This is a genomic window from Streptomyces sp. NPDC002156, assembly GCF_053593675.1.
Genome location: NZ_JBSFDA010000168.1, coordinates 1 through 22,243, shown reverse-complemented (window position 1 = coordinate 22,243; position 22,243 = coordinate 1). Strand labels below are relative to the sequence as shown.

Below are 22,243 nucleotides of genomic sequence, written 5' to 3'. Positions count from 1 at the left end.
GTGGCGCCGCGCGCCTCGCACTCCCCGCTCGTCGATCCGCTGGAAGAACCGTTCGCCGACCTGGCCTCGTTCGTCCGCCCCTCGGGCGCCTCGGTACGACGCGCTGTCGGTGCCGTCCGCCGTGGCGTGGCCGCCGGGGGCCGGGCCGGGGCCGGTGCCGTCACGGCGGCGCAGATAGCGTTCGAACTCGCGTGCGATCGCCTCGCCCGTCGCCTCGGGCAGCTCGGCGGTGTCCCGGGCCTCCTCCAGCGTCTGCACGTACTCCGCGACCTCGCTGTCCTCGGCGGCCAGCTGGTCCACGCCCACCTGCCAGGCGCGCGCGTCCTCGGGCAGCTCGCCCAGCGGGATGCGGACGTCGATCAGGTCCTCCAGGCGGTTCAGGAGGGCCAGCGTCGCCTTCGGGTTGGGCGGCTGCGAGACGTAGTGCGGGACCGCCGCCCACAGCGACACTGCCGGTACGCCCGCGTGCGTGCACGCCTCCTGGAGGATGCCGACGATGCCCGTGGGGCCCTCGTACTTGGTCTCCTCCAGATCCATCCGCTGGGCCAGATCCGCGTCGGACGTGACCCCGCTGACCGGAACCGGACGCGTGTGCGGGGTGTCGCCGAGCAGCGCGCCCAGGATCACCACCAGCTCCACACCCAGCTCGTGCGCGAAGCCCAGCAGCTCGTTGCAGAACGAGCGCCAGCGCATCGACGGCTCGATGCCCCGGACCAGCACGAGGTCGCGGGGCTTGTCGCCGCCCACCCTGACCACCGACAGCCTGGTCGTCGGCCAGGTGATCTTGCGCACGCCGGCGTCCAGCCACACGGTGGGGCGGTTGACCTGGAAGTCGTAGTAGTCCTCGGCGTCGAGCGCCGCGAACACCTCGCCCTTCCACTCCCGGTCCAGATGCGCGACCGCACTGGAAGCGGCGTCGCCGGCGTCGTTCCAACCCTCGAACGCGGCCACCATGACTGGGTCGATCAGCTCGGGAACCCCCTCCAGCTCGATCACCCAGCGCCTCCTTCCGACGTGCCCTCGTTTGACCACCCAACCTTACGGCGTGTGGCGGGGGCGCCCGCAGCCCCCTTGCACGGGGGAGTGAACGGATCACTGCCCCGATGGACGCCCGGAAACACCACCCCTGAGCCACCCTGCACCACCCCTCACATTCATCCGAGCGTTCGGGGTGCGTTCAGAGGTACGCCCGGAGGTCCCTCTAAAGGGTCGACCTCAGCCACTGCTCGACGCTCGCGATGTGCACCGTCGCCCACGAACGCGCCGCCTCCGCGTCCCGGTCGCGCAGGGCGCCCAGGATCGCCCGGTGCTCGTGCAGGGTGCGGCTGACCGCGTCCTCCTGGGTCAGCCCGCGCCAGATCCGGGCCCTGGTGGTGGGCCCGGACAGACCGTCGAGGAGGGAACAGAGCACCGAGTTGCCGGAACTCTGCACGATTCCCCGGTGGAACTCCAGGTCGGCGGCGACCAGTTCCTCCACCGACGGGGCACCGCCCAGCCGGTCCAGCTGGGCGGAGAGCGCGTCGAGTTGCTGCTCGCTGATGCGCTGCGCCGCCATCGCGGTCGCGGCCGGTTCCAGGATGCGGCGCACGGCCAGGAACTCCAGGACCGTGTCGTCGCGGTGGAAGTCGACGACGAAGCTCAGTGCTTCGAGGAGGAGTTGGGGATCGAGGCTGGTCACATAGGTGCCGTCGCCCTGCCGCACGTCCAGGATCCGGATGAGCGACAGGGCGCGCACCGCCTCCCGCAGGGAGTTGCGGGACAGGCCGAGTTCGGCGGCCAGCTCGCTCTCCTTGGGCAGTCGGTCGCCGGGGCGCAGCGACCCGGAGACGATCATTCCCTTGATCTTCTCGATCGCCTCGTCGGTGACTGCCATGGCGGGCCTCCCTGCCGTTCAGACCTTTTCAGACATCCGATGTCTCAGGCCATTATGGGGGTTCAGTGGGCTGAACGGGACACAAAATGCGATGTCAGCCCGTACGAGGGTCCCCCGATAGTGGCCGGAACCGTACCTGCGGGCTGCCGGGTCGGGTGTCAGGCCAGTGCTTCCAGGTCGGCGAGGGCGGCGGCCTCGTCGAGCGTGGTCAGCGTCCGGTTCCGCATCAGCACCCTGCCGTCCACGACGGTGTCCCGGACGTCCGCCGAGTGCGCCGCGTACGCGAGCGTCGACCAGGGGTCGTGCCGGGGCCGCAGATGCGGGGCGTTCAGGTCGAGCACGATCAGGTCGGCCCGCTTACCGGCCTCCAGGGAGCCCAGCCGGTCGCCCAGGCCCAGCGCCTTCGCGCCCTCGACGGTCGCCATGCGTACGGCCTGTTCGGCGCCGACGGCCGTGGGGTCGCCGTCGGCCTTGTGGACGAGGGCCGCCTGCCGGACCGCGCCGAGCACGTCCAGGGTGTTCGAGCTGACGGCCCCGTCGGTGCCGAGGCCGACCGTGACGCCCGCGCTGAGCAGCCGGGGCACGGGTGCGATACCGCAGCCGAGCTTCAGGTTCGAGACCGGACAGTGGGCGACCGACGTGCCGGTGCGGGCCAGCGCCGCGATCTCCGGGCCCGTCAGGTCCACGGCGTGGGCCAGCAGCAGGTCGGGGCCGAGCAGCCCGAGCGAGTCGAGCAGCTCCACCGGGCGCTTGCCGTACTTCACCTCGACCGTGGCGACCTCGGTCGCGTTCTCGGCGGCGTGGATGTGCAGCAGCGCGCCGAACTCCCTTGCCAGGGCGGCGATTTCGACCAGCTGGTCGGGGGCGAGGGTGTAGGTGGAGTGGGCGAAGAGGATCGGGCGGTTGCCCGGGCGCGGTGTGCCGCGTGCCTCCAGGTCCTGGCGGGCCCAGGCCAGCCGGTCCTCGTAGGCGATGCCGTCGGGCGGCTGCGGGACGTCCATGAAGGTGGGGCCGGTGTGCAGTCGCCAGCCCGCCTCGCGGGCCGCCTGCTCGGCCGCCTCGTGGAACCAGTACATGTCGAGCGCCGAGGTCACCCCGGCGCGCACGCTCTCGGCGACCGCGACCCGGACGGCCGCCGCCACGTTCTTCGGCGAGAGCAGCTGGGCCTCCCACTTCAGCACGCGCTCCAGAAAGCCCTGGAGGGTGACGTCGTCGGCCCGGCCGCGCAGGAACGTCATGGCGAGGTGGGTGTGCGTGTTGACGAGGCCGGGGAGGACCAGGCAGTTCGAGGCGTCAAGGGACTCGTCGGCTGTGAACCGAGTTGTCAGCTCCTCGGCCGGGCCTACGGCGACTATCTCGCCGTCGCGGACGGCGACGGCCCCGTCCTGTACGACGGTTCCGGCCTCGTCCACGGTGAGGACATCGCCGCCGTGGACGAGAAGGTCGATCGGCTTGCTCATGCGAGGGGCTCCTTGTCCTCGTTCTCGGCCTCGTCCTCCGCCAGCAGGCGCAGCGCCTCCAGCGACACCACCGCGCCACGTTCGACGCCCTCCGCCACGATCTCCCGGTGCGGGTTGTAGCCGCCGGTGACGGTCTCGTCGACGAGTTCGTCGGCGTTCGCCCCGTCGATGACGACCACTCCGCCCGCGACCAGTCCCCGCAGCGAGGCGGTCACCAGGAGTGCGCTCAACTCCATCTCGATGGCGGCGAGTCCGGCGCCCTCGTAGGAGAAGAGGGGGAGGAGACCGGGCTGGAAGGCGGCCCGTGTCCACACGATGCCCCGGTGATGCGGGGCGCCCGCCTCGCGCGCCGCCCGCTGGAGCGCGAGCACAGCCTCGGGGGAGGCCACCGCCGGGTACTCCGGGGGCAGCAACTGCTGGGTGACACCGTCGTCCCGTACGGCCGCCTCGGCGATGACGAGATCGCCGTCGCCGATCCCCGGCCGCATCGCCCCGGCCGTACCGAACCGCAGGAAGGTCCGCACACCGGCGTCCGCCAGCTCCTGGAACAGCAGGATCGCCCCCGGGCCGCCCACCCCGTGCGAGGCGACCAGCACCGGCACGCCCTTCCAACTCCCGCTGAACACACGGTATTCGCGGTGGTACGACACCTCCTGCGCGCCCTCCAGCTTGGCGCCGACGAGAGCGGCGCGCTGCGGGTCGCCGACGACCAGCGCGCGCGGCGGCAGCCCCGTGCGGGGTATTCGGGTGACGGGCAACAGGTCCTGCGTCATGAAACGGCTCCGGGAGAAGTGGCGGTGGAGGGGGACGTGGCAGGCGTACGGCGACGGCGGCGGGCCGTCGTCAGGAACAGGGCGCCGAGCGTGACGACGTACGGCGCCGCGTCGGTCGCCTGCTGCGGCAGACCGAGGCCCTGGAGCCGGAAGCCGGCCGCCTCCGCGAGGCCGAACAGCAGTGCCGCGAGCAGCACACCGAGCGGCAGCGCACGGCCGAGCATGACCGCGACGACGGCGATCCAGCCGCGCCCCGCCGTCATGTTCTCGGAGAACAACGTGACGTTGCCGAGGGCGAGTTGGGCCCCCGCGAGCCCGCACAGGACACCGGAGACGAGCACGGCCGCGTACTGGTACTTGACCGGGCTCACGCCGAGCGTGGCCGCAGCGTCCGGTGCCTCGCCGACCCCGCGCAGCCTGAGCCCCCACACATGCCGGGACAGCATCAGCGCGGCCACGCCGACCGCCGCCCACGCCAGATACGCGAGCGGCGAGAAGCCACCGACCAACGGCAGCCCGGCCAGTGACGGATCGTCAAAGGTGCCCTGCACACCGAAGACCGTACGGAGGAGGAAGCTGGTCAGGCCAACTGCCAGGAGATTCAGGGCGATTCCCAGAACAACCGCATCCCCGCGCAGAGTCACCGCGCCCACCGCAAGGATGAGGGAGTACGCGGCGGAGGCGAGGGCCGCCGCCAGGACGCCGAGCCAGGGGCTGCCGGTGAACCAGCTCGTGGCCACGGCCGTGAAGCAGCCCATCAGCATCATGCCTTCGAGGCCGATGTTGAAGACGCCCGCCCGTTCGCAGATGGCCCCGCCGAGCGCGGCCAGCAGGATGGGCGTCAGCGCGCGGAGCGCCGACATGAGGAGATCGGAGTCGAAGAACATCAGACCAACTCCCCTTGCGGGCTCTGCTGTACGGGTTTGTCGGTCGGCTTGCCGCCGCGTTTCCGGGACAGGCGCGGGAAGCGCAGTCGGGCCGCCAGGAACACGATCACGATCGCCTGGAGCACCTGGGTCAGTTCGCGCGGTACCTCGGTGGTCCGCTCCATCGACAGGCCGCCCACTTGCAGCATGGCGAAGAAGAAGGACGCGAGGACCGTGCCGACGGGTGCGGCGGCGGCCAGCAGGGCTGCCGTCAGGCCCGTCCAGGTGTAGCCGGGTGCGGTGAGCGAGCCGTCGAGGAAGCGGTACGGGAAGCTCAACACGCCTATGGCGCCCACGAGTCCGGCGAGGGAGCCCGACACCGCCATCAGCCGTAGCGTCAGGCCCTTGCGCTCGACGCCCGCGTACGCGGAGAAACGGGAGTTGAGGCCCGTCATCCGCATCTCGTAGCCGACCGCGGTGTGCCGGTCGGTGAACCAGTATGCGGCGGCGGCCACGACGACCAGCAGCAGCCCGACCGTCACGGTCGACGAACCGAACGTGGCCAGCGCGACCCCGTCCGGCAGCTGCCGGGTCTGGGGGAGGCTGGAGCCGGGTTCCTTGAGCGGGTAGCGGGCCAGGTAGGAGGCGAAGGACGCCGCCGGATAGCTGAGCAGCAGACTGCTCACCAGCAGCGGTACGCCGAAGCGGTTCTCGCACAGGGCGGCCAGGGCCGCGTACCCGGCACCGGCGGCCATGCCCGCGAGCAGCGCGAGGACAACGGTGAGCGGTGCGGGCAGCGGTGAGTACAGTCCCGTCACGGCCGCCGCCATCCCGCCGAGCACCAACTGCCCGTCCCCGCCCAGGTTGATGAGCCCGGCGCGCAGCGGCACTGCCAGCGCGAGCGCCAGACCCAGCACGCTCGTCAGGGTCGTGAGCGTCGACCCGATGCCGTCGGCGCCCAGCGAACCGCTGAGTACCGCGCCGTACGCGGCGACCGGATCGGCGCCCGTCCCGACGAGGAACAGGGCGCCGATGACGACCCCGGCGAGCACCGAGAAGGCGACGGGGGAGCGAAGTGCTCTCGCTATACGGGTTGTCGGCGATATTCGGGGTGCTTGTTCCATGTCAGTCTCCGACCTCCACCGCGGCCACCGGGGCCGAGTGATCGGCGCCGCCGGCCATCGCGAGGCCCAGCGTCCGTTCGTCCGCGTCGGCCTTGTCGTACGACGCCGTCACGCGGCCCTCGTACATCACCAGGACCCGGTCCGCGAGCCCCCGGATCTCGCTCAGCTCGGCCGAGACGAGCAGGACTGCGTGGCCGGCGTCGCGGTAGGCGATCAGCTGGTCGTGGATGTTCTGGACGGCGCCGATGTCGACCCCGCGCGTGGGCTGCTCGACGAGCAACAGCGGGGCGTCGTGGGCGAGTTCGCGTCCGATGAGCAGCTTCTGCAGGTTGCCGCCGGACAGCGAGGACGCGGCCACCTCCGGCGAGGACGCCTTGATGCCGAAGCGCTCGATCAGGCGCCGCGCGTGGCCCCGTACGGCCGCCGGTGGAAGCAGTCCGCGTGAGGACAGCGACGTACGGTGGTGGCCCATCGCGAGGTTGTCCGCGACCGACGCGGTGGGCGCCGTACCGACGGCGTGGCGGTCCTCCGGGACGTACGCGAGGCCCTTGGCTCGGCGTTCGGTCGCGCCGGCGTGCGTGATGTCGTCGCCGAGCAGCGTGACCCGCCCGGCGGTCACCGGTCGGAGTCCGGCCAGTGCCTCCACCAGCTCGCTCTGGCCGTTGCCCGCGACCCCCGCGATTCCGACGATCTCCCCTGCGCGGACGGCGAGTTGGACATCCCGTACGCCGTCCGTGGCGAAGCCGGTGACGTCCAGGACCACGTCTCCCGGCGTACCGGAAGCGTGGACGCGGTCGAGTTCCACGGCGCGGCCGGTCATCGCGGCGGCGATCTCGTCGGCGGTCGTGTCCGCGGTGACCAGGCGGGCGACGACCTTGCCGTCCCGCAACACCGTGACGTTGTCGCTGCCTTCGAGGACCTCGCGCAGCTTGTGCGTGACCAGGATGACCGTACGGCCTTGTGCGGCAAGGGACTTGAGGACCGCGAACAGGGCGTCCGCCTCGGCCGGGGTGAGGACGGCGGTCGGCTCGTCGAGGATGAGCGTCCGGGCGCCGCGGTGCAGCAGCTTGAGGATCTCCACGCGTTGACGCAGCCCCACGGGCAGTTCGCCGACCCGGGCGTCCGGATCGACCGCGAGCCCGTGCTCCTCGGCCAGCTCACGCACCCGGCGCCGGGCCGCGGCCCGGTCCACCAGGCCGAAACGGCGTGGCTCGGCGGCGTACACCACGTTCTCGGCGACCGTCAGCGAGTCGAACAGCTTGAAGCTCTGGTGGACCATGCCGAGCCCGGCGGCCATCGCGTCGCCGGGGTCGGAGAAGGAAACCTCGCGCCCGTCGACGTGCACCGAACCGGCGTCCGGGCGCTCCATCCCGTACAGGACCGACATGAGCGTCGACTTGCCGGCGCCGTTCTCGCCCATCAGGGCGTGGATCTCGCCGCGCCGGACGGTCAGGTCGACGGCGTCGTTGGCGAGCGTGCCGGGGAACCGCTTGGTGATTCCCCGCAGCTCGACCGCCGTCTCCCGTACGTCAGTTGGCGGCGGGGTCATCGACCGTCAGCTCTCCGGACACGATCTGGTCGCGCAGCGCCTCGACCTTCTTCAGGACGTCGGGGTGCTTTGCGATCACGCACTGGGAGTCGGCCACACCGTCCTCCAGGCCCGTGAGGCTGATGCCGCCCTCCTTCAGGCCGTACGAGGTGGTCGTGCTCGTCTGACCGGCGAGGACCTGCTCGATACCCTTCTCCACGGCGACGTCCGTGCGCTTGATCACATTGTCGACGACCGTCCCGGGCGCCGAGGGGCACTGGTTGACGTCGACGCCGTACGCGAACGCGCCCTTCGCCTTGGCCGCCTCGAACACGCCGTAGTTGCCGGCCGCGGCAGCCGCCATCAGCTGGTCGTAGCCGTCGGACAGCAGATCGTTCGCCTGCTCCTTGGCGCGCGCCGAGTCGTCGAACGGGGACTGGCCGCCGACGAAGCGCGTACCGGTCTTGGTCTTCGGCGCGACGTGCTGGGCGCCGGCCGCGAACGGGTCGCTGAAGCGGCGGAAGACGGGCGTGTCCAGCACGTCCACCGCGCCGACCTTGCCGCTCTTGGTCAGCAGCCCCGCCTCGGCGCCCGCGAGGAAGACGCCCTCGTGCTCACGGAAGACACCGCAGCTGACGTTGTCGAACGCCTTCGTCGTGCACGCGTCGATCATCAGGAACTTCTGCTTGGGGTGCGCCTCGGCCTGCTGCGCGACCAGGTCCGCGAACTCGAAGCCGACCAGCACGACGACGTCCGGCGCCGCGTCGATGGCCGCCTGCACGTTCTGCTGCTGGGAGGCGGTGTCCGTGGACTCGAACACCTTCTCGGTCCCGTTGTGCGCCTTCGCGGCGGCCTTGACACCGGTCACGGCCAGCTTCAGGAACTCGTTCTGCCCGACGGCGTCCGGCGTGACGAGCGTGAACGACTTGGCGCCCGCACTGCTGTCGGAGGACGCGTCGTCCTTCGCGGCGGCGTTGCAGGCGGTGGCACCGGCGACGAGCAGCGCGGTCATGGCGACGAGCGGGAGCGAACGACGGGATCTGCGAGGCATCGGGGACCTTCCGGAGGGACGTACAGCACAGCCCGCGCTCTGCGCTGAGCACGGGAGGGGCGAGTCGGGGAGGAGCGGAGCGAAGGGGACAGGGGACGCCGAGGGGGGACGGGTCAGCGTCGACAGCCGTCGCTCGCGCACCGGCCGTGGTCGAGGAAACGGCGCATGGTGAGCAGCACGTGTCCTCCTTCACATGGGCCTTACGGGTGCGGGTGCTGGACTCTAACACCGGAAATCGGCCACCCGCCCAGCCGTCTCGAACTGTGGTTCTCCTAGGTTCTTCGAGGTCATGTACGGTGTCGCGCACCGATCGGAACTTCAGGAGCGTCCCGCCATGTCCCAGGAACTGCGCGCCGTCGGCTGGACCGGAAACAGCCTCGCGCTCATCGACCAGACCCTGCTCCCGCACCGCAACGAGATCATGGACGTCCGCGATGTGGACACCCTGGTGGACGCGATCCAGCGGCTCGTCGTACGCGGCGCCCCCGCGATCGGCGCGGCGGGCGCGTACGGGGTCGCGCTGGCGCTGATCGAGGGCGAGCGCGAGGGCTGGACCGAGGAGCAGGTACGGGCGGCCGTGGCGCGGATCCGCGAGGCGCGGCCGACCGCCGTCAACCTCATGGTGTGCGTGGACCGGGTCATGACCCGCTTCGAGGAGGGCCTGGAGGCGGTGCTCGACGAGGCCGCCGCCGTCCAGCGCGAGGACGTCGAGGGCAACCGGGCGATGGGCGCGCACGGCGCCGACTGGCTCCTCAAGCGTCTCGCCGCGAGCGTCGGCGACCGCCCGCTGCGCATCCTCACCCACTGCAACACCGGCGCACTCGCAACGGCCGGATGGGGCACGGCACTTGGCGTCATCCGCGAACTGCACGCACGCGGCCGGCTGGAGGTCGTGTACGCCGACGAGACGCGCCCGCTGCTCCAGGGCTCGCGCCTGACCGCGTGGGAACTGGTCCAGGAGGGCATCCCGCACTACGTCCAGGCGGACGGGGCCGCGGCCGGCACCATCCTGCGCGGCGAGGTCGACGCGGCGATCGTCGGCGCCGACCGGATCGCGGCCAACGGCGACACCGCCAACAAGGTCGGCACGGTCGGGGTCGCACTGGCCTGCGCCGACGCCGGAATCCCGTTCCTGGTGGCGGCGCCGACGACCACGGTCGACCTGGCGACGGCCACCGGCGACGACATCCACATCGAACTCCGGGGCGAGAACGAGGTGTTGGAGTGGGCGGGGGTGCGGACGGCTCCCGCCGAGTCACGCGGCCACAACCCGGCGTTCGACGTGACACCGGGACGGCTGGTGACGGGACTGGTCACCGAGCGGGGCGTGTTGGAGGTCTCGGCCGGTGAACTCCCGGGCGACCTCTTGAAGTAGCGAGTAGCCCCGCGCCCCTGAGGGGCGCGGGGCTGTATCGATCAGCGGCTCCGCCGCGGGGCGCGACCAGCCCCCACCGGCCCGTGGTGTGACTACCGTCCGTCCCGTGGAGCGCTGAGTTCCAACTCCAGCAGCCACTCCACGACTTCGGTGTGGTGCCGGGCCTGACGGGGGTTGTCCCCCCATACGTACAGCCCGTGCCCCGCGACCACCACGGCCGGCATCCGAGGGTCACGAGCCGCCTCCAGGCGGTCCCCGAGCACCTTCATGTCCTGGCTGTTGGTGATGACCGGCAGGGTCACCTCGACGTCGTGCGCGGGCTGGCCGACGCCCTTGAGCATCTCGACGTCCTTGAACACGATGCCGCCCGGCTCACGTCGGCCCATCGCCACGGACGCCACGGTGTGCACGTGCACCACCGCACCGGCGCCGGTCAGCGCGGCGACCCGGGCGTGCAGCTCGGCCTCGGCGGACGGCTTGCCGCCGTTCACCGCCGCGCCCTGTGCGTCGACCAACACCACGTCGGAGGGCGTCAGTTCACCCTTGTCGTGGCCGCTCGCGGTGACCGCGAGGAGCAGCGGGTCGCGGGACAGCACCACGGACAGGTTCCCTGAGGTGCCCCGCATCCAGCCGAAGGAGGCGAAGCGGGCGGACTCGGCGGCGAGCACCGCTCCCGCCTCCTCGAGGTCGAGCGTGCTGATGTCGGCGGTCACGTGGTGCTCCTTGAACTGGCGTTACTGGTAGTGCTGGTGATGCTGATCTCGTCGAACGCCCCCGCCTCGGCGTGGTCGCCGACGCCCTGCTCGAAGTACGGTTCCCCGGGCCGCCGGATCCCGACGGCCCGCCATCCGGCGGCGAGCGCCGCGTCCAGCTCGCCCGGCCGGTCGGAGAGGAAGAGGAGATGGCTCGGGTCGGTGGTGCCGGTGGCCTCCGCGATACGGCGGTACGACTCCGGCTCCTGCTTGGGCCCCGCGTTCTCGGTGTCGTAGAAACCGGAGACCAGCGAGGTGAGGTCGCCCTCCGGGCTGTTGGTGAACCACGCGCGTTGCGCGGCGACCGACCCGGAGGAGTAGACGTACAGCCGAAGTCCCGCCGCGTGCCAGGTGCGCAGAGCAGGGAGAACGTCGTCGTAGAAGTGCGAGACGAGGTCGCCGCGTGCGAAGCCCTCGGACCAGATGACGCCCTGGAGAGTCTTCAGCGGGGTGGCCTTGCGGTCCTCGTCGAGCCAGGTGTTGAGGGTCTTCTCTACGAGTACGGCGTCGGCGTCCGGGTCGCCGATCAGCTCGCGCACCTGCGCGACCGCACGCGCCACCTCCGGATCACCGCTCCGCTCCGAGAGCAGTGCTCCGAAACGAGAGCGCGAGTACGGATACAGCACGTCGACGACGAAGCCCGTGGCGCTCGTGGTGCCCTCGATGTCGAGCACCACGGCGTCTATGTCGTCCACGGCGCAGCGCAACGTCACGCGGCGGCCTTGTCTGCCTCGTAGCCCGCCGCGATCGTGTCGTAGTCCGGGAACTGCGAGGCGATGGTCGAGCCGGTGAAGCTGCCGATCCAGCCGTCCTCCTCGTGGAAGAAGCGGATCGCGGTGAAGGCGGGGCTGGTGCCCATGTCGAACCAGTGCGTGGTGCTGCGCGGCACGCCCAGCAGGTCGCCCTTCTCGCAGAACACGGCGTGGACCTCGCCGTTCACGTGCAGATAGAAGATGCCGGACCCGGAGACGAAGAAGCGGACCTCGTCATCGTCGTCGTGCGTGTGCTCCTGGAGGAACTTCTCGCGCGCGGCCTTCGCCTTCGCCGGGAACCCGGGGTCGTCGCTGGGGTGCAGACCGAGGACGTCGACCGTCGTGAAGCCCTCCTCGGCGTTCAGCTTGTCGATCTCCGGGCCGTACGAGGCGAACACGGTGTCGCTGTCGGCGTCCGCGGGAACGTCCTCGCGGATCGGCCACTGCTCGTAACGCACACCGATCGGGGCCAGCGCGGCGGCGATCTCGGCCGGGTCGGACGTACGGCGCACGACGGTCTCCGGGCCGGACTCGGGCCAGGTCGTCAGCAGGGTCATGGGAGCAACTCCAGGTGGCTGGAAGGGGGGAGTGGAACGCAAACGAGAACGAAGGCGGGGGAGGCGGGACCGGAGAGCAGGAGGGCGACCGGGCCGGTCGTCAGTCGCGACAGCCGCGACACGGCGCGCCGGTACAGCGTCGTACCGCTGCCGCGCAGGGTGTCGTCATCATCGGAAGCCTCACTGTCCCGGGTCGGGTGCCGGTCCCGTGATGGTAACTCCCGACGACGGGTCGGCAGAGTGTGACGAATCCGGCGTTCCACATGCTGAGATCCAGTGTCCAAGGCTTTGACGAATGGCTGGAAACGTTCTCATGATCTCCCTATGAAGACGCTGCTGCTCGTGCGGCGGCTGTACGTGGACTTGCTCCGGTCGACCACAGCCCGCTGTCGCTGACCTGACCCGGAGTACCCGAGACGCCCTCGGCCGTGGCGCGAACTCCGCCCCACGCGGCCCCCTCGCGCTCGGGGCCGGACACTCCCGCGCCCTCGCTTCCCGGCCATCGCCTTTCGGTCATCGCCACCTTCCGCTCGATCCCTCCCGTACTGCCCTTGCCCCTGGAGTTCCGCATGTCCCGCACCCGTCTGCCTCTCGCCGCGCTCTCGCTGGCCTCCGTCTCGGCGCTGTTCCTCGCGGGCTGCTCGCAGTCGACGAATGCCTCCGAGGACACCGGCGACACCTCCGCCTCCGCGTCCGCCGCCACCGGCACGAAGCCCGCGCCCTTCAGCAAGGGCACGGTCAAGGTCGCGCTGGTCCGCCAGAGCGGCGCCGGCGACTACTTCGAGCAGTGGGGCAACGGCGCGAAGGCGCAGGCCAAGGCCCTCGGCATCGACCTGACGGTGTACGACGCCCAGGCCGACAACGCCAAGCAGGCCACCGACCTGTCCTCGGCGATCAACTCCGGCGCGCAGGCGATCATCGTCGACCACGGCTTCCCCTCGACGATCCAGCCGGAGATCGACAAGGCCGTCAAGAAGGGCATCAAGGTCGTCGTCTACGACGTCGAGACGGCCACCGAGGGCGTCGTCAGCACCAAGCAGGACGACGCGAGCATGGCGCAGGCCGTCCTCGACGTGATGGGCAAGGAACTCGGCAAGGACGCCAAGGTCGGCTACGTCAACGTCGCCGGCTACGCGGCCCTCGACAAGCGCGACAGTGTCTGGAAGTCGACGGTCGACGCCAACGGCTGGAAGCAGGCCTTCAAGGTCGGCAAGGTCACCGACTCCACGGCCACTGACAACGTTCCCCTGGTCTCCGCCGCTCTCACCCAGCACTCGGACGTGACGGGCATCTTCGCCCCCTACGACGAGCTGGCCAAGGGCACCGTCCTCGCCGTGCAGAACAAGAAGCTCCAGGAAAAGGTGAAGGTGTTCGGCGCGGACGTCTCCAACGCCGACATCCAGAACATGACCGCCGCGGACAGCCCGTGGGTCGCCACGGCGGGCACCGACCCGTCCGCCGTCGGCGCCGCGGTCGTCCGTACGACGGCCCTGGAGCTGGCCGGTCAGCTGAACAAGACCTCGGTCGAGTTCCCGGCCGTCGCCATCACCCAGGACTTCCTGAAGAGCAAGAACATCCAGAACATGGACCAGCTGCGCACCGCCCTGCCCGCGCTGAACCTCTCCCAGGTCAGCACGGCGGACTGGATCGCCAATGTCGCCCACTGAGGCGTCCGTTGGGGCCTCGCCCGCAGCAGTGAGTCTGCGGGACGTCAGCATGGCCTTCGGCGGCAAGACGGTCCTGGAGTCCGTCTCGCTGGACATCGCACCGGGCAGCGTCGTCGCGCTGCTCGGCGCGAACGGGGCCGGCAAGTCCACGCTCATCAAGATCCTGTCCGGCGTCCACACGGACCACGGCGGCGAGGTGACGGTGAACGGTTCCCCGGCCGCCCTCCAATCCCCGCTGGCCGCCCGGCAGTTGGGCATCCAGACGGTGCACCAGCGGATCGGCGAGGGCATCGTGCCAGGGCTCACGGTCGCCGAGAACCTGGTCTTCGAGGAGCTGGCCCAGGCACGCGGCAACCCGTTCCTCAACGGGCGCCGCGTGCTGGCCCGCGCCCGCGAGATCCAGTCGGCCCTGGACCTCGGCTGGAGCGACGCCCTGCTCAAGCGGGACGTCACCGAACTCGGCATCTCCGACCGCCAGTTGCTGATCCTGGCCCGCGCCCTGGCGACCCGCCCGAGGCTCCTCATCCTCGACGAGCCGACGTCGGCACTCTCGGCCGCCGAGGCGGAACGCCTCTTCGCGCTGGTCGAGAGGATGCGCGACGACGGCATCGCGGTCCTGTACGTCTCCCACCGCCTCGGCGAGATCGACGCGCTGGCGGACCGACTGGTCGTCCTGCGAGACGGCCGTCTCACCGAGGACCAGGTCAAGCCCTTCGACTGGGACAGCGCCCTGCGCGCCATGCTCGCCCAGGCCCAGGAGGCGACCACCGCACGGCCGCAGCCAGCGGGGGAGCGGGGCGAGATCCTGCTCTCCCTGCGCGGCGTACGGCTCCTGGACGGACGTACACCCCAGGACCTGGACCTGCGAGCGGGCGAAGTCACCGGAGTCGTCGGCCTGTTGGGCGCGGGCAAGACGGAGCTGGCCCGAGGCCTCTTCGGCGCCGAACCCTTCACCAGCGGAGCTGTGGAACTGGACGGCAAGGCGTACGAGCCGCGCCGCCCCGCCGACGCGATCCGGGCCGGAATCCACCTGGTCCCCGAGGACCGGCACGCGGACGCCCTGGTCCCCGGCTGGTCCCTGGCCCAGAACATCTCCCTCCCGTTCCTCAAGTCCCTGTCCACGGCCGGGCTGGTGAACCGCGCGAAGGAGGACGCCCTCGGCCGCGACACGATCGAGGCGCTGGGTGTCGTAGCCCGGGACGAGCACTCCACCGTCGAGGAACTCTCCGGCGGCAACCAGCAGAAGGTCGTCGTCGGCCGCTGGCTCGCCGAACGGCCCCGTGTCCTCATCCTGGACGAGCCGTTCCGAGGCGTGGACATCGGTGCGCGGCGGGACATCGGGCGCAGGGCGCGTGCGCTGGCGGCGGAGGGGGCTGCAGTTCTGGTTCTGTCGGCCGATGTGGACGAGGTCCTGGAGGTTGCCGACCGGGTCGTCGTTCTCGCTGCTGGTGAGATTCACCTTGACGCGTATGGCGAGGACGCAGAGCGGGACCGAGTCATCCAGACGATCTCGGCGTCGGTCTGATGAGGGGCGCTCCGGGGGATGGGTGGTTGTTCGGCCGCGGCTCGGTGGGGGCTGGTCGCGCAGTTCCCCGCGCCCCTGAAGGGGCGCGACTCCGCAGCCGTCGAGCAGAGCCGACCCGCCGGACAGCGCCCGCCCGCCAGGCAACGTCACTCCACCACCCCCCACCCGCTGCCCAGCTCACGCCGGCTCCACCGCACGCCACCCCAGGAAGCAGCACCCCATGACCACCACCCAGAGCGCTCCCGCGAAGACGGCGACCCCGTCCACGCTCGCTGCCGCAGGCCCCCGCATTCAGAACGCGGTCATCAAGTACGGGTTCATCTTCGTCACCGTCACGCTCTTCACGTACTTCGCGCTGAGCGAGCCGTCGTTCCGTGACTCCGCGACCCTTCTCGACACCCTCCGGTACGTGTCCGTGGCCGCGATCCTCGGGCTCGGGGTCACGCTCACCATGGCCGTCGGCGGGATGGACATGTCCGTCGGGGCGGTGGCCGGCCTCGGCGTGACCGTCGCGGCGAAGACGATGGTCACGTACAACCAGGTCGGAGTCGTCGCGATCATCGCGGTGATCGTGGCGGGCGCCCTGGCCGGCCTCCTCAACGCCCTGCTCATCGTGGTCCTCAAGATCCCCGACATGCTGGCCACGCTGGGCACCATGTTCGTCATCCAGGGCACCAAACTCATCCTGGTAGACGGCCAGTCCATCACCCCGGGCATGACCCAGTCCGACGGTACGACGGCCCCCGGCAGGTTCACCGAGGGCTTCCTGCGCATCGACCGGGGCGCGATCCTCGGCATCCCCATCTCCGTGGTGATCTTCGGCGCCCTCACCGTCATCGCCTGGGTCTTCCTGGCCCGCACCCGCTGGGGCCGCGTGTTGTACGCGATCGGCGCCAACCCCGAGGCCTCCCGCCTGGCGGGCATCCGCGTGGGCGCGTACCGGGCCCTGGCGTACGTCCTCTCCGGCGTCCTGGCCTCGATCGGCGGCCTGATCCTGGCGGCACGCATCGGCCAGGGCGATGTGTCCGCGGGCACCTCGCAACTCCTCGAAGCGGTGGCCGTAGCCCTGGTCGGCACGTCCGTCCTCGGCCGGGGCCGCCCGAACGTGTGGGGCACCGCCCTGGGCGCGGTTCTGATCGGCATCATCACCACGGGCCTGACCATCAAGGGCCTGCCGTACTACACGCAGGACGTGGTCGAGGGCGCCGTCCTGATCCTCGCCCTGATCTTCAGCTTCACCCTGTCCAAGCGCCGCACCGCATAAGGAAGTTCACGATGGGCTACCGCATCCTGGAGCCGGCCGACATCCCCGCGTACCTGAACGAGCGCGGCCACTGGCCCGACCCGGCGGACATCCAGGTCCGTGAGGTCTCCGACGGCAACATGAACCGCGTCTTCCTGGCGAGGTCCGCCGACGGCACCCGCAGCCTGGCCGTCAAGCAGGCCCTGCCCTGGGTCCGGGTGGCGGGCCCGTCCTGGCCGATGAGCCCGGAGCGAGCCGACGCCGAGGCAAGGGCGTACGAACAGGTCGCGAAGGTCGCCCCCGACAAGATCCCCGCGATCCACGGCTACGACCCCGAGAACTACGCCCTCGTCATGGAGGACATGTCGGACCTGGAGGTCCTGCGCACCCTCCTCAACGAGGGCGCGTCGTACGGCCCGCACACCTCCGCCCGCATCGGCGAGTTCGTAGCCCAACTGACGTTCGCGACAAGCGACTTCGGCATGAAGTCAGCGGACCGCAAGGCACTGCTGGCGGCCTCGGTGAGCCCGGAACTGTGCAAGATCACCGAGGACGTGGTCCTCTCCGAGCCGTACATCGAGCACGAACACAACCACTGGCACGAGGACTTGGACGACCTGGCAAGGGAGTTCCGCGCGGACACGACCCTCCGCACCGAAGTAGCCGACCTCCGCCACACCTTCATGACGAGCGCCCAGGCCCTCCTCCACGGCGACCTCCACACAGGCAGCGTCATGGTCGGCGAACGCGAAGGCACCCCGGTGGTACGGGTCTTCGACCCCGAGTTCTCCTTCGTAGGCCCGATCGGCTACGACCTCGGCCTGTACTGGGCCAACGCATTGGTCTCGGAGGAGCGGGCACGGGCCCTGGGCTCCCTGAGCGACCACGCCGACCAACTCGCCCTGTCCTGGGCGGCGTTCGAGACGGAGTTCCGCCGCCTGTGGCCCACGAGGGTCGACAAGTTCTTCGACGACGCCTACCTGGACCGCTTCCTACGCAGGATCTGGACAGAGTCAGTGGGCTACGCAGGCACAGAAATCATCCGCAGAATCATCGGCTTCGCCCACCTGACCGACCTGACGACGCTGCCGGACCCGGTGGAGGCATCCCGCCGCGCGCTACTTGTCGGACGCGAACTAATCGTCCGCCGCGATGAGTTGACCAACCTGAACGATGTAAGAGCGGTGGTGGAGGGCATTTAGGGGCGCGGGGAACTGCGCGACCAGCCCCCACGCACCCGCAGGCAAAACACAACGCAACAGGGGCGGCTCCCTCAAAGAGGAGCCGCCCCTGTCACGCCGTACCGCCTACTTCTTGTCAAGCAGATCCTGAACCTTCGCACGGACGTCGTCCGTCGCAAGCCCCCGAATCGTCAAGGTAGTCCGACGGCGCAGCACGTCGTCAGCCGTCTCCGCCCACTCGTTGTCCCGCGCATAAACAACCTGAGCCCAGATCTCCGGCGCATCCGCATGCACCCGCTCACCCAACTCAGGGTTCTCATTGGCAAGACGAGCGATGTCGAACGCCAACGACCCATAGTGCGTGGCAAGATGCCGCGCCGTGTCCGCAGCCATCCGCGGACCAGGCGCAGGCCCGTCCACCAGCAGCCGATGAGCAACCGCACGCGGGTTCGCGACCCCAGGCAGCGGCATCCGCTTCGGCAGCTCCGAGATCGGCTCGAACGCGTCACCCAGCGGAGCGCCCGGCAGCGTCTCCAGCTTCTGCATGACCGTACGGCCGATGTGCCGGAACGTCGTCCACTTGCCGCCCGAGACGGACAGCATCCCGCCCCTGCCCTCGGTGACGACCGTCTCCCGCTTGGCCTTCGCCGTGTCGCCGGGGCCACCCGGCAGCACCCGCAGGCCCGCGAAGGAGTACGTGATCAGGTCACGGGACAGCTGCTGGTCGCGTACGGAGAACGCGGCCTCGTCGAGGATCTGCGCCGTGTCCTTCTCGGTGACCGCGACGTCCGCCGGGTCGCCCTCGAACTCCTCGTCGGTCGTACCGAGAAGGAGCATGTCCTCCCAGGGGAGGGCGAACGTGATGCGGTACTTGTCGATCGGTGTGGCCAGCGCGGCCTTCCACGGAGATGTCCGCTTCAGGACCAGGTGCGCGCCCTTCGACAGTCGTATGGACGGCGCCGCGTCCGGGTTCTCCATCCTGCGCAGGTGGTCGACCCAGGGGCCGGTCGCGTTGAGCACGAGCCGGGCGTTGACGCCGAACTCGTCACCGGAGAGCCGGTCGCGCAGATCGGCGCCGGTGACCCGGCCCTTGGTGAAGCGCAGCCCGGACACCTCGGCGTGGTTGAGGACGACCGCGCCCGCCTCGACGGCCGCCCGCACCGTCATCAGCGCCATGCGCGCGTCGTTCATCTGGCCGTCGCCGTACACGGCCACGGCCTTGAGGTTCTCGGTGCGCAGCTCGGGCACGTCCTGCGCGGCCTTGGCCGGAGACAGCAGGTGCCCGACGCCGTCACCGAACGCCGACAGCATGGAGTAGGCGAAGACGCCCGCCCCGAGCTTCGCCGCGCCGTGCGGCCCGCCCTTGTAGACGGGGAGGTAGAACGTGAGCGGATTGGCCAGGTGGGGGGCCACCTGACGGGACACCGCTCGGCGCTCGAAGTGGTTCTCCGCCACCAGCTTCACCGCGCCGGTCTGCAGATAGCGCAGACCGCCGTGGAGCAGCTTGGAGGAGGCGGAGGAGGTGGCGCCGGCGAAGTCGCCGGCGTCGACCAGGGCCACCCGCAGCCCGGACTGCGCGGCATGCCAGGCAGTCGAGATGCCGAGGATGCCACCGCCGATCACGAGAAGGTCGTACGTCGCCTTGGAAAGCTGCTCCCGGGTCTCGGCGCGGCTCGGGTTCGAGCCGGAGGCCGGGTGCTTACCGAGGGCAGGCACGGACTGCAGGGTGGACTGGCTGGTCATGTTGTTTCTTACTCCTCGACAGAGCTGTCTTCGAGCCAGCCCATGGACCGCTCGACGGCCTTGAGCCAGCTCTTGTACTCACGGTCGCGCTTCTCCGCGTCCATGTTGGGGGTCCACTCGGCGGCCCGGCGCCAGTTGGCGCGCAGGTCGTCGGTGCTGGTCCAGAAGCCGACGGCGAGACCGGCGGCGTAGGCGGCACCGAGGCAGGTCGTCTCGGCGACCATGGGACGGACCACGGGGGCGTCCAGGAAGTCCGAGAGGGTCTGCATCAGCAGGTTGTTGGAGGTCATGCCGCCGTCGACCTTGAGGGCCGCCAGCTCGACGCCGGAGTCCTTGGTCATGGCGTCCGTGATCTCACGGGTCTGCCAGGCGGTGGCCTCCAGGACGGCGCGCGCGAGGTGCGCCTTGGTGACGTACCGGGTCAGGCCGGCGATCACACCGCGGGCGTCGGAGCGCCAGTACGGGGCGAAGAGGCCGGAGAAGGCCGGCACGAAGTAGGCGCCGCCGTTGTCCTCGACCGACGACGCGAGCGTCTCGATCTCGGCGGCGGTGGAGATCAGGCCCATCTGGTCGCGCATCCACTGCACCAGCGAACCGGTGACCGCGATCGAGCCCTCCAGGGCGTAGACCGGGGCGTCGTTCCCGATGCGGTAGCCGACGGTGGTGAGCAGGCCGGAGTACGAGTTGATGATCTTGTCACCGGTGTTCATCAGCATGAACGTGCCGGTGCCGTACGTCGACTTTGCCTCGCCCTCGGCGAAACAGGTCTGGCCGAACAGGGCCGCCTGCTGGTCGCCGAGCGCCGAGGCGACCGGGATGCCGCCGAGCAGGTCGCCCAGCTTGCCGCCGGTGACCTCGCCGTAGACCTCGGCGGAGGAGCGGATCTCCGGGAGCATCGACAGCGGCACGCCGATGGACTCGGCGATCTTCGGGTCCCACTCCAGGGTGTGCAGGTTCATCAGCATGGTGCGGGAGGCGTTGGTGACGTCGGTGACGTGGTGACCGCCGTTGACACCGCCCGTCAGGTTCCAGATGACCCAGCTGTCCATGGTGCCGAAGAGGATGTCCCCGGCCTCGGCACGCTCGCGCAGGCCCTCGACGTTGTCGAGCAGCCAGCGGGCCTTGGGGCCGGCGAAGTACGAGGCCAGCGGCAGACCGGTCTCACGGCGGAAACGATCCTGCCCGACGTTGCGGCCCAGCTCCTTGCAGAGCGCGTCGGTACGGGTGTCCTGCCAGACGATGGCGTTGTGGACGGGCTCACCGGTGTTCTTGTCCCACAGCAGCGTCGTCTCGCGCTGGTTGGTGATGCCGATGGCCTTGATGTCGTCGCGGGTGATGCCGGCCTTGGAGATGGCTCCGGCGACGACCTCCTCGACGTTGGTCCAGATCTCGTTGGCGTTGTGCTCGACCCAGCCCGGCTTCGGGAAGATCTGCTCGTGCTCCTTCTGGTCGACGGAGACGATGCGCCCGTCGCGGTCGAAGACGATGCAGCGGCTGGAGGTGGTGCCCTGGTCGATCGCGGCAATGAACGGCCCTGCGCCGTGGGAATGCGTTGCGGCGGTGTGCGCGTCGGTCACTGTGTGCTCCTGAAAGGTCCGTGGGTTCCGTCGGTAAGGGGCTGGCTTACGGCGTTGTCGCTCAAGACTGCTCTAGCTGCTCAGGGCTGCGCTGGCTGCTCTAAGCAAAAGCGACGTTGTAGATGCCCGCAGCGATGGCGCCGCCGATCAGCGGACCGACCACCGGGATCCAGGCGTAGGACCAGTCGGAGCCGCCCTTGTTGGGCAGGGGCAGGAGGGCGTGCACGATGCGCGGACCGAGGTCACGGGCCGGGTTGATCGCGTAGCCGGTGGGGCCGCCGAGCGAGAGCCCGATGGAGACGACCACGAGGGCGGTGATCAGCGCGCCGAGGGTGCCGAGACCCTTGCCGTCGCCGTTGAGACCCTGCGTGAGGACGGCGAGCACCAGTACGACGGTGCCGATGACCTCCGTGGCGATGTTCTGCCACGCGACCCGGACCTCGGGACCGGTGGAGAAGATGCCCAGCACCGGGCCGGCGCCCTGCTCCTGGGCCTCGACGGCCTTGGCCTTGGTGGCCTGCGCGCCCGGACCGCCGACGATCTCTCTGTCGGTGAGATGCGCGTGGAACTGACCGTAGTAGGCGACCCAGACCAGGGCCGCACCGATCATGGCGCCGAGCAGCTGTCCGCCCCAGTAGATCGGGACGTCGCTCCACTCGATGCCGTTCTTCTTGAGCGCGAGCGCGAGAGTCACGGCCGGGTTGAGGTGGGCGCCGGAGAGGGGCGCCGAGGTGTAGACGGCCGTCAGAACGGCGAAACCCCACCCGAAGGTGATGGCGAGCCAGCCGGCGTTGCGGGCCTTGGAGGCCTTCAGCGTGACGGCGGCGCAGACGCCGCCGCCGAGCAGAATGAGTATGGCGGTACCGATGGTCTCGCCGATGAAGATGTCGGAGCTGGACACCCGCGACTCCTTTGTCCTTCGTCCAGGGGGGAACTGCCGGCCCTTGGCGTTGTCACACTCTAACGCCTATTGCCGGTCGGTGTTCGACAATGTCGACCGATGGACGGGAGTCTTGCTCCGGGGTTACGGGCGCGTCAAGAGCTCTGTTATCGAAAACACGATCGTTATTGATTGCTGTGAGCTATCGATCTTCGGGTGGGACCAGGGGTAACGGGAGACGCAGGTCGGCAACGCTACTCGACGCGTGGTGCTCCACGCGATTCGCCCACCTCACAGTGGTGATGAAGGCCTGCTG

Annotated in this window: 19 protein-coding genes; 5 read left to right on the top strand and 14 right to left on the bottom strand. The window is 70.0% G+C overall.

All coding sequences use genetic code 11. From position 1 onward, the window contains the following. From ACWCRB_RS40670 to ACWCRB_RS40635, 8 genes are all read right to left on the bottom strand, one after another. Positions 1–996, bottom strand: a 996-nt coding sequence (locus ACWCRB_RS40670) for a PAC2 family protein (RefSeq protein ID WP_451000874.1), incomplete at its 3' end; no start/stop codon positions are given. A gap of 205 nt (positions 997–1,201) precedes the next feature. Further along, the gene (locus tag ACWCRB_RS40665) at positions 1,202–1,873 is read right to left on the bottom strand and encodes a FadR/GntR family transcriptional regulator (protein WP_389357535.1); all 672 of its coding nucleotides are present in this window, start codon (positions 1,871–1,873) and stop codon (positions 1,202–1,204) included. 158 nt (positions 1,874–2,031) lie between these two features. Further along, positions 2,032–3,333 (bottom strand): amidohydrolase, encoded by a 1,302-nt coding sequence (locus tag ACWCRB_RS40660; protein ID WP_451000873.1) that lies wholly within the window; start codon positions 3,331–3,333, stop codon positions 2,032–2,034. Further along, positions 3,330–4,106: a nucleoside phosphorylase gene (locus tag ACWCRB_RS40655; protein WP_451000872.1), complete on the bottom strand. Its 777-nt coding sequence runs from the start codon at positions 4,104–4,106 to the stop codon at positions 3,330–3,332. The genes ACWCRB_RS40660 and ACWCRB_RS40655 overlap by 4 nt, the downstream gene beginning before the upstream one ends. Further along, positions 4,103–4,993, bottom strand: a complete 891-nt coding sequence (locus ACWCRB_RS40650) for an ABC transporter permease (protein WP_451000871.1) — start codon at positions 4,991–4,993, stop codon at positions 4,103–4,105. The genes ACWCRB_RS40655 and ACWCRB_RS40650 overlap by 4 nt, the downstream gene beginning before the upstream one ends. Further along, the gene (locus ACWCRB_RS40645; protein ID WP_451000870.1) at positions 4,993–6,096 is read right to left on the bottom strand and encodes an ABC transporter permease; all 1,104 of its coding nucleotides are present in this window, start codon (positions 6,094–6,096) and stop codon (positions 4,993–4,995) included. The genes ACWCRB_RS40650 and ACWCRB_RS40645 overlap by 1 nt, the downstream gene beginning before the upstream one ends. A 1-nt stretch (position 6,097) precedes the next feature. Continuing rightward, a complete protein-coding gene (locus ACWCRB_RS40640) occupies positions 6,098–7,645 on the bottom strand; it encodes an ABC transporter ATP-binding protein (protein ID WP_451000869.1) in 1,548 nt (515 codons plus the stop codon). Beyond that, complete coding sequence (locus ACWCRB_RS40635; protein WP_451000868.1) at positions 7,626–8,675, bottom strand: BMP family ABC transporter substrate-binding protein; 1,050 nt, start codon at positions 8,673–8,675, stop codon at positions 7,626–7,628. The genes ACWCRB_RS40640 and ACWCRB_RS40635 overlap by 20 nt, the downstream gene beginning before the upstream one ends. A gap of 334 nt (positions 8,676–9,009) precedes the next feature. On the opposite strand from ACWCRB_RS40635, the gene mtnA reads away from it, so the two are divergent. Beyond that, positions 9,010–10,050: an S-methyl-5-thioribose-1-phosphate isomerase gene (gene mtnA, locus ACWCRB_RS40630; protein WP_451000867.1), complete on the top strand. Its 1,041-nt coding sequence runs from the start codon at positions 9,010–9,012 to the stop codon at positions 10,048–10,050. A 92-nt stretch (positions 10,051–10,142) separates the two neighbouring features. Here the strand turns inward: mtnA and mtnB are convergent, their stop codons facing one another. Genes mtnB through ACWCRB_RS40615 form a run of 3 tightly spaced genes read right to left on the bottom strand, consistent with a single transcriptional unit; the run spans position 10,143 to position 12,111 of the window. Next, complete coding sequence (gene mtnB / locus ACWCRB_RS40625) at positions 10,143–10,763, bottom strand: methylthioribulose 1-phosphate dehydratase (RefSeq protein WP_451000866.1); 621 nt, start codon at positions 10,761–10,763, stop codon at positions 10,143–10,145. After that, positions 10,760–11,515: an acireductone synthase gene (gene mtnC / locus ACWCRB_RS40620; RefSeq protein WP_451000865.1), complete on the bottom strand. Its 756-nt coding sequence runs from the start codon at positions 11,513–11,515 to the stop codon at positions 10,760–10,762. Before mtnC ends, mtnB begins: the two co-directional genes overlap by 4 nt. After that, positions 11,512–12,111, bottom strand: a complete 600-nt coding sequence (locus tag ACWCRB_RS40615; protein ID WP_451000864.1) for a 1,2-dihydroxy-3-keto-5-methylthiopentene dioxygenase — start codon at positions 12,109–12,111, stop codon at positions 11,512–11,514. The genes mtnC and ACWCRB_RS40615 overlap by 4 nt, the downstream gene beginning before the upstream one ends. 569 nt (positions 12,112–12,680) lie before the next feature. Here ACWCRB_RS40615 and ACWCRB_RS40610 point away from each other — a divergent pair. The 4 genes from ACWCRB_RS40610 (at position 12,681) to mtnK (ending at position 17,748) form a co-directional block, all read left to right on the top strand. Continuing rightward, the gene (locus tag ACWCRB_RS40610; protein WP_451000863.1) at positions 12,681–13,778 is read left to right on the top strand and encodes a substrate-binding domain-containing protein; all 1,098 of its coding nucleotides are present in this window, start codon (positions 12,681–12,683) and stop codon (positions 13,776–13,778) included. Next, entirely contained in the window at positions 13,765–15,303 is a 1,539-nt protein-coding gene (locus ACWCRB_RS40605) for a sugar ABC transporter ATP-binding protein (protein ID WP_451000862.1), read from the top strand. Before ACWCRB_RS40610 ends, ACWCRB_RS40605 begins: the two co-directional genes overlap by 14 nt. A gap of 220 nt (positions 15,304–15,523) precedes the next feature. Further along, on the top strand, positions 15,524–16,567 hold the full coding sequence (locus tag ACWCRB_RS40600) for an ABC transporter permease (RefSeq protein WP_451000861.1): 1,044 nt from the start codon (positions 15,524–15,526) through the stop codon (positions 16,565–16,567). Between the two features lie 11 nt (positions 16,568–16,578). Beyond that, positions 16,579–17,748 (top strand): S-methyl-5-thioribose kinase, encoded by a 1,170-nt coding sequence (gene mtnK, locus ACWCRB_RS40595; RefSeq protein ID WP_451000860.1) that lies wholly within the window; start codon positions 16,579–16,581, stop codon positions 17,746–17,748. Between the two features lie 105 nt (positions 17,749–17,853). Here mtnK and ACWCRB_RS40590 read toward each other — a convergent pair whose 3' ends face one another. The 3 genes from ACWCRB_RS40590 to ACWCRB_RS40580 form a co-directional block, all read right to left on the bottom strand. After that, positions 17,854–19,470, bottom strand: a complete 1,617-nt coding sequence (locus tag ACWCRB_RS40590; protein ID WP_451000859.1) for an FAD-dependent oxidoreductase — start codon at positions 19,468–19,470, stop codon at positions 17,854–17,856. Between the two features lie 8 nt (positions 19,471–19,478). Then, entirely contained in the window at positions 19,479–21,047 is a 1,569-nt protein-coding gene (gene glpK / locus ACWCRB_RS40585) for a glycerol kinase GlpK (RefSeq protein ID WP_451000858.1), read from the bottom strand. A 100-nt stretch (positions 21,048–21,147) separates the two neighbouring features. Continuing rightward, entirely contained in the window at positions 21,148–21,948 is an 801-nt protein-coding gene (locus ACWCRB_RS40580; protein WP_451000857.1) for an MIP/aquaporin family protein, read from the bottom strand. Positions 21,949–22,243 lie beyond the last annotated feature (295 nt).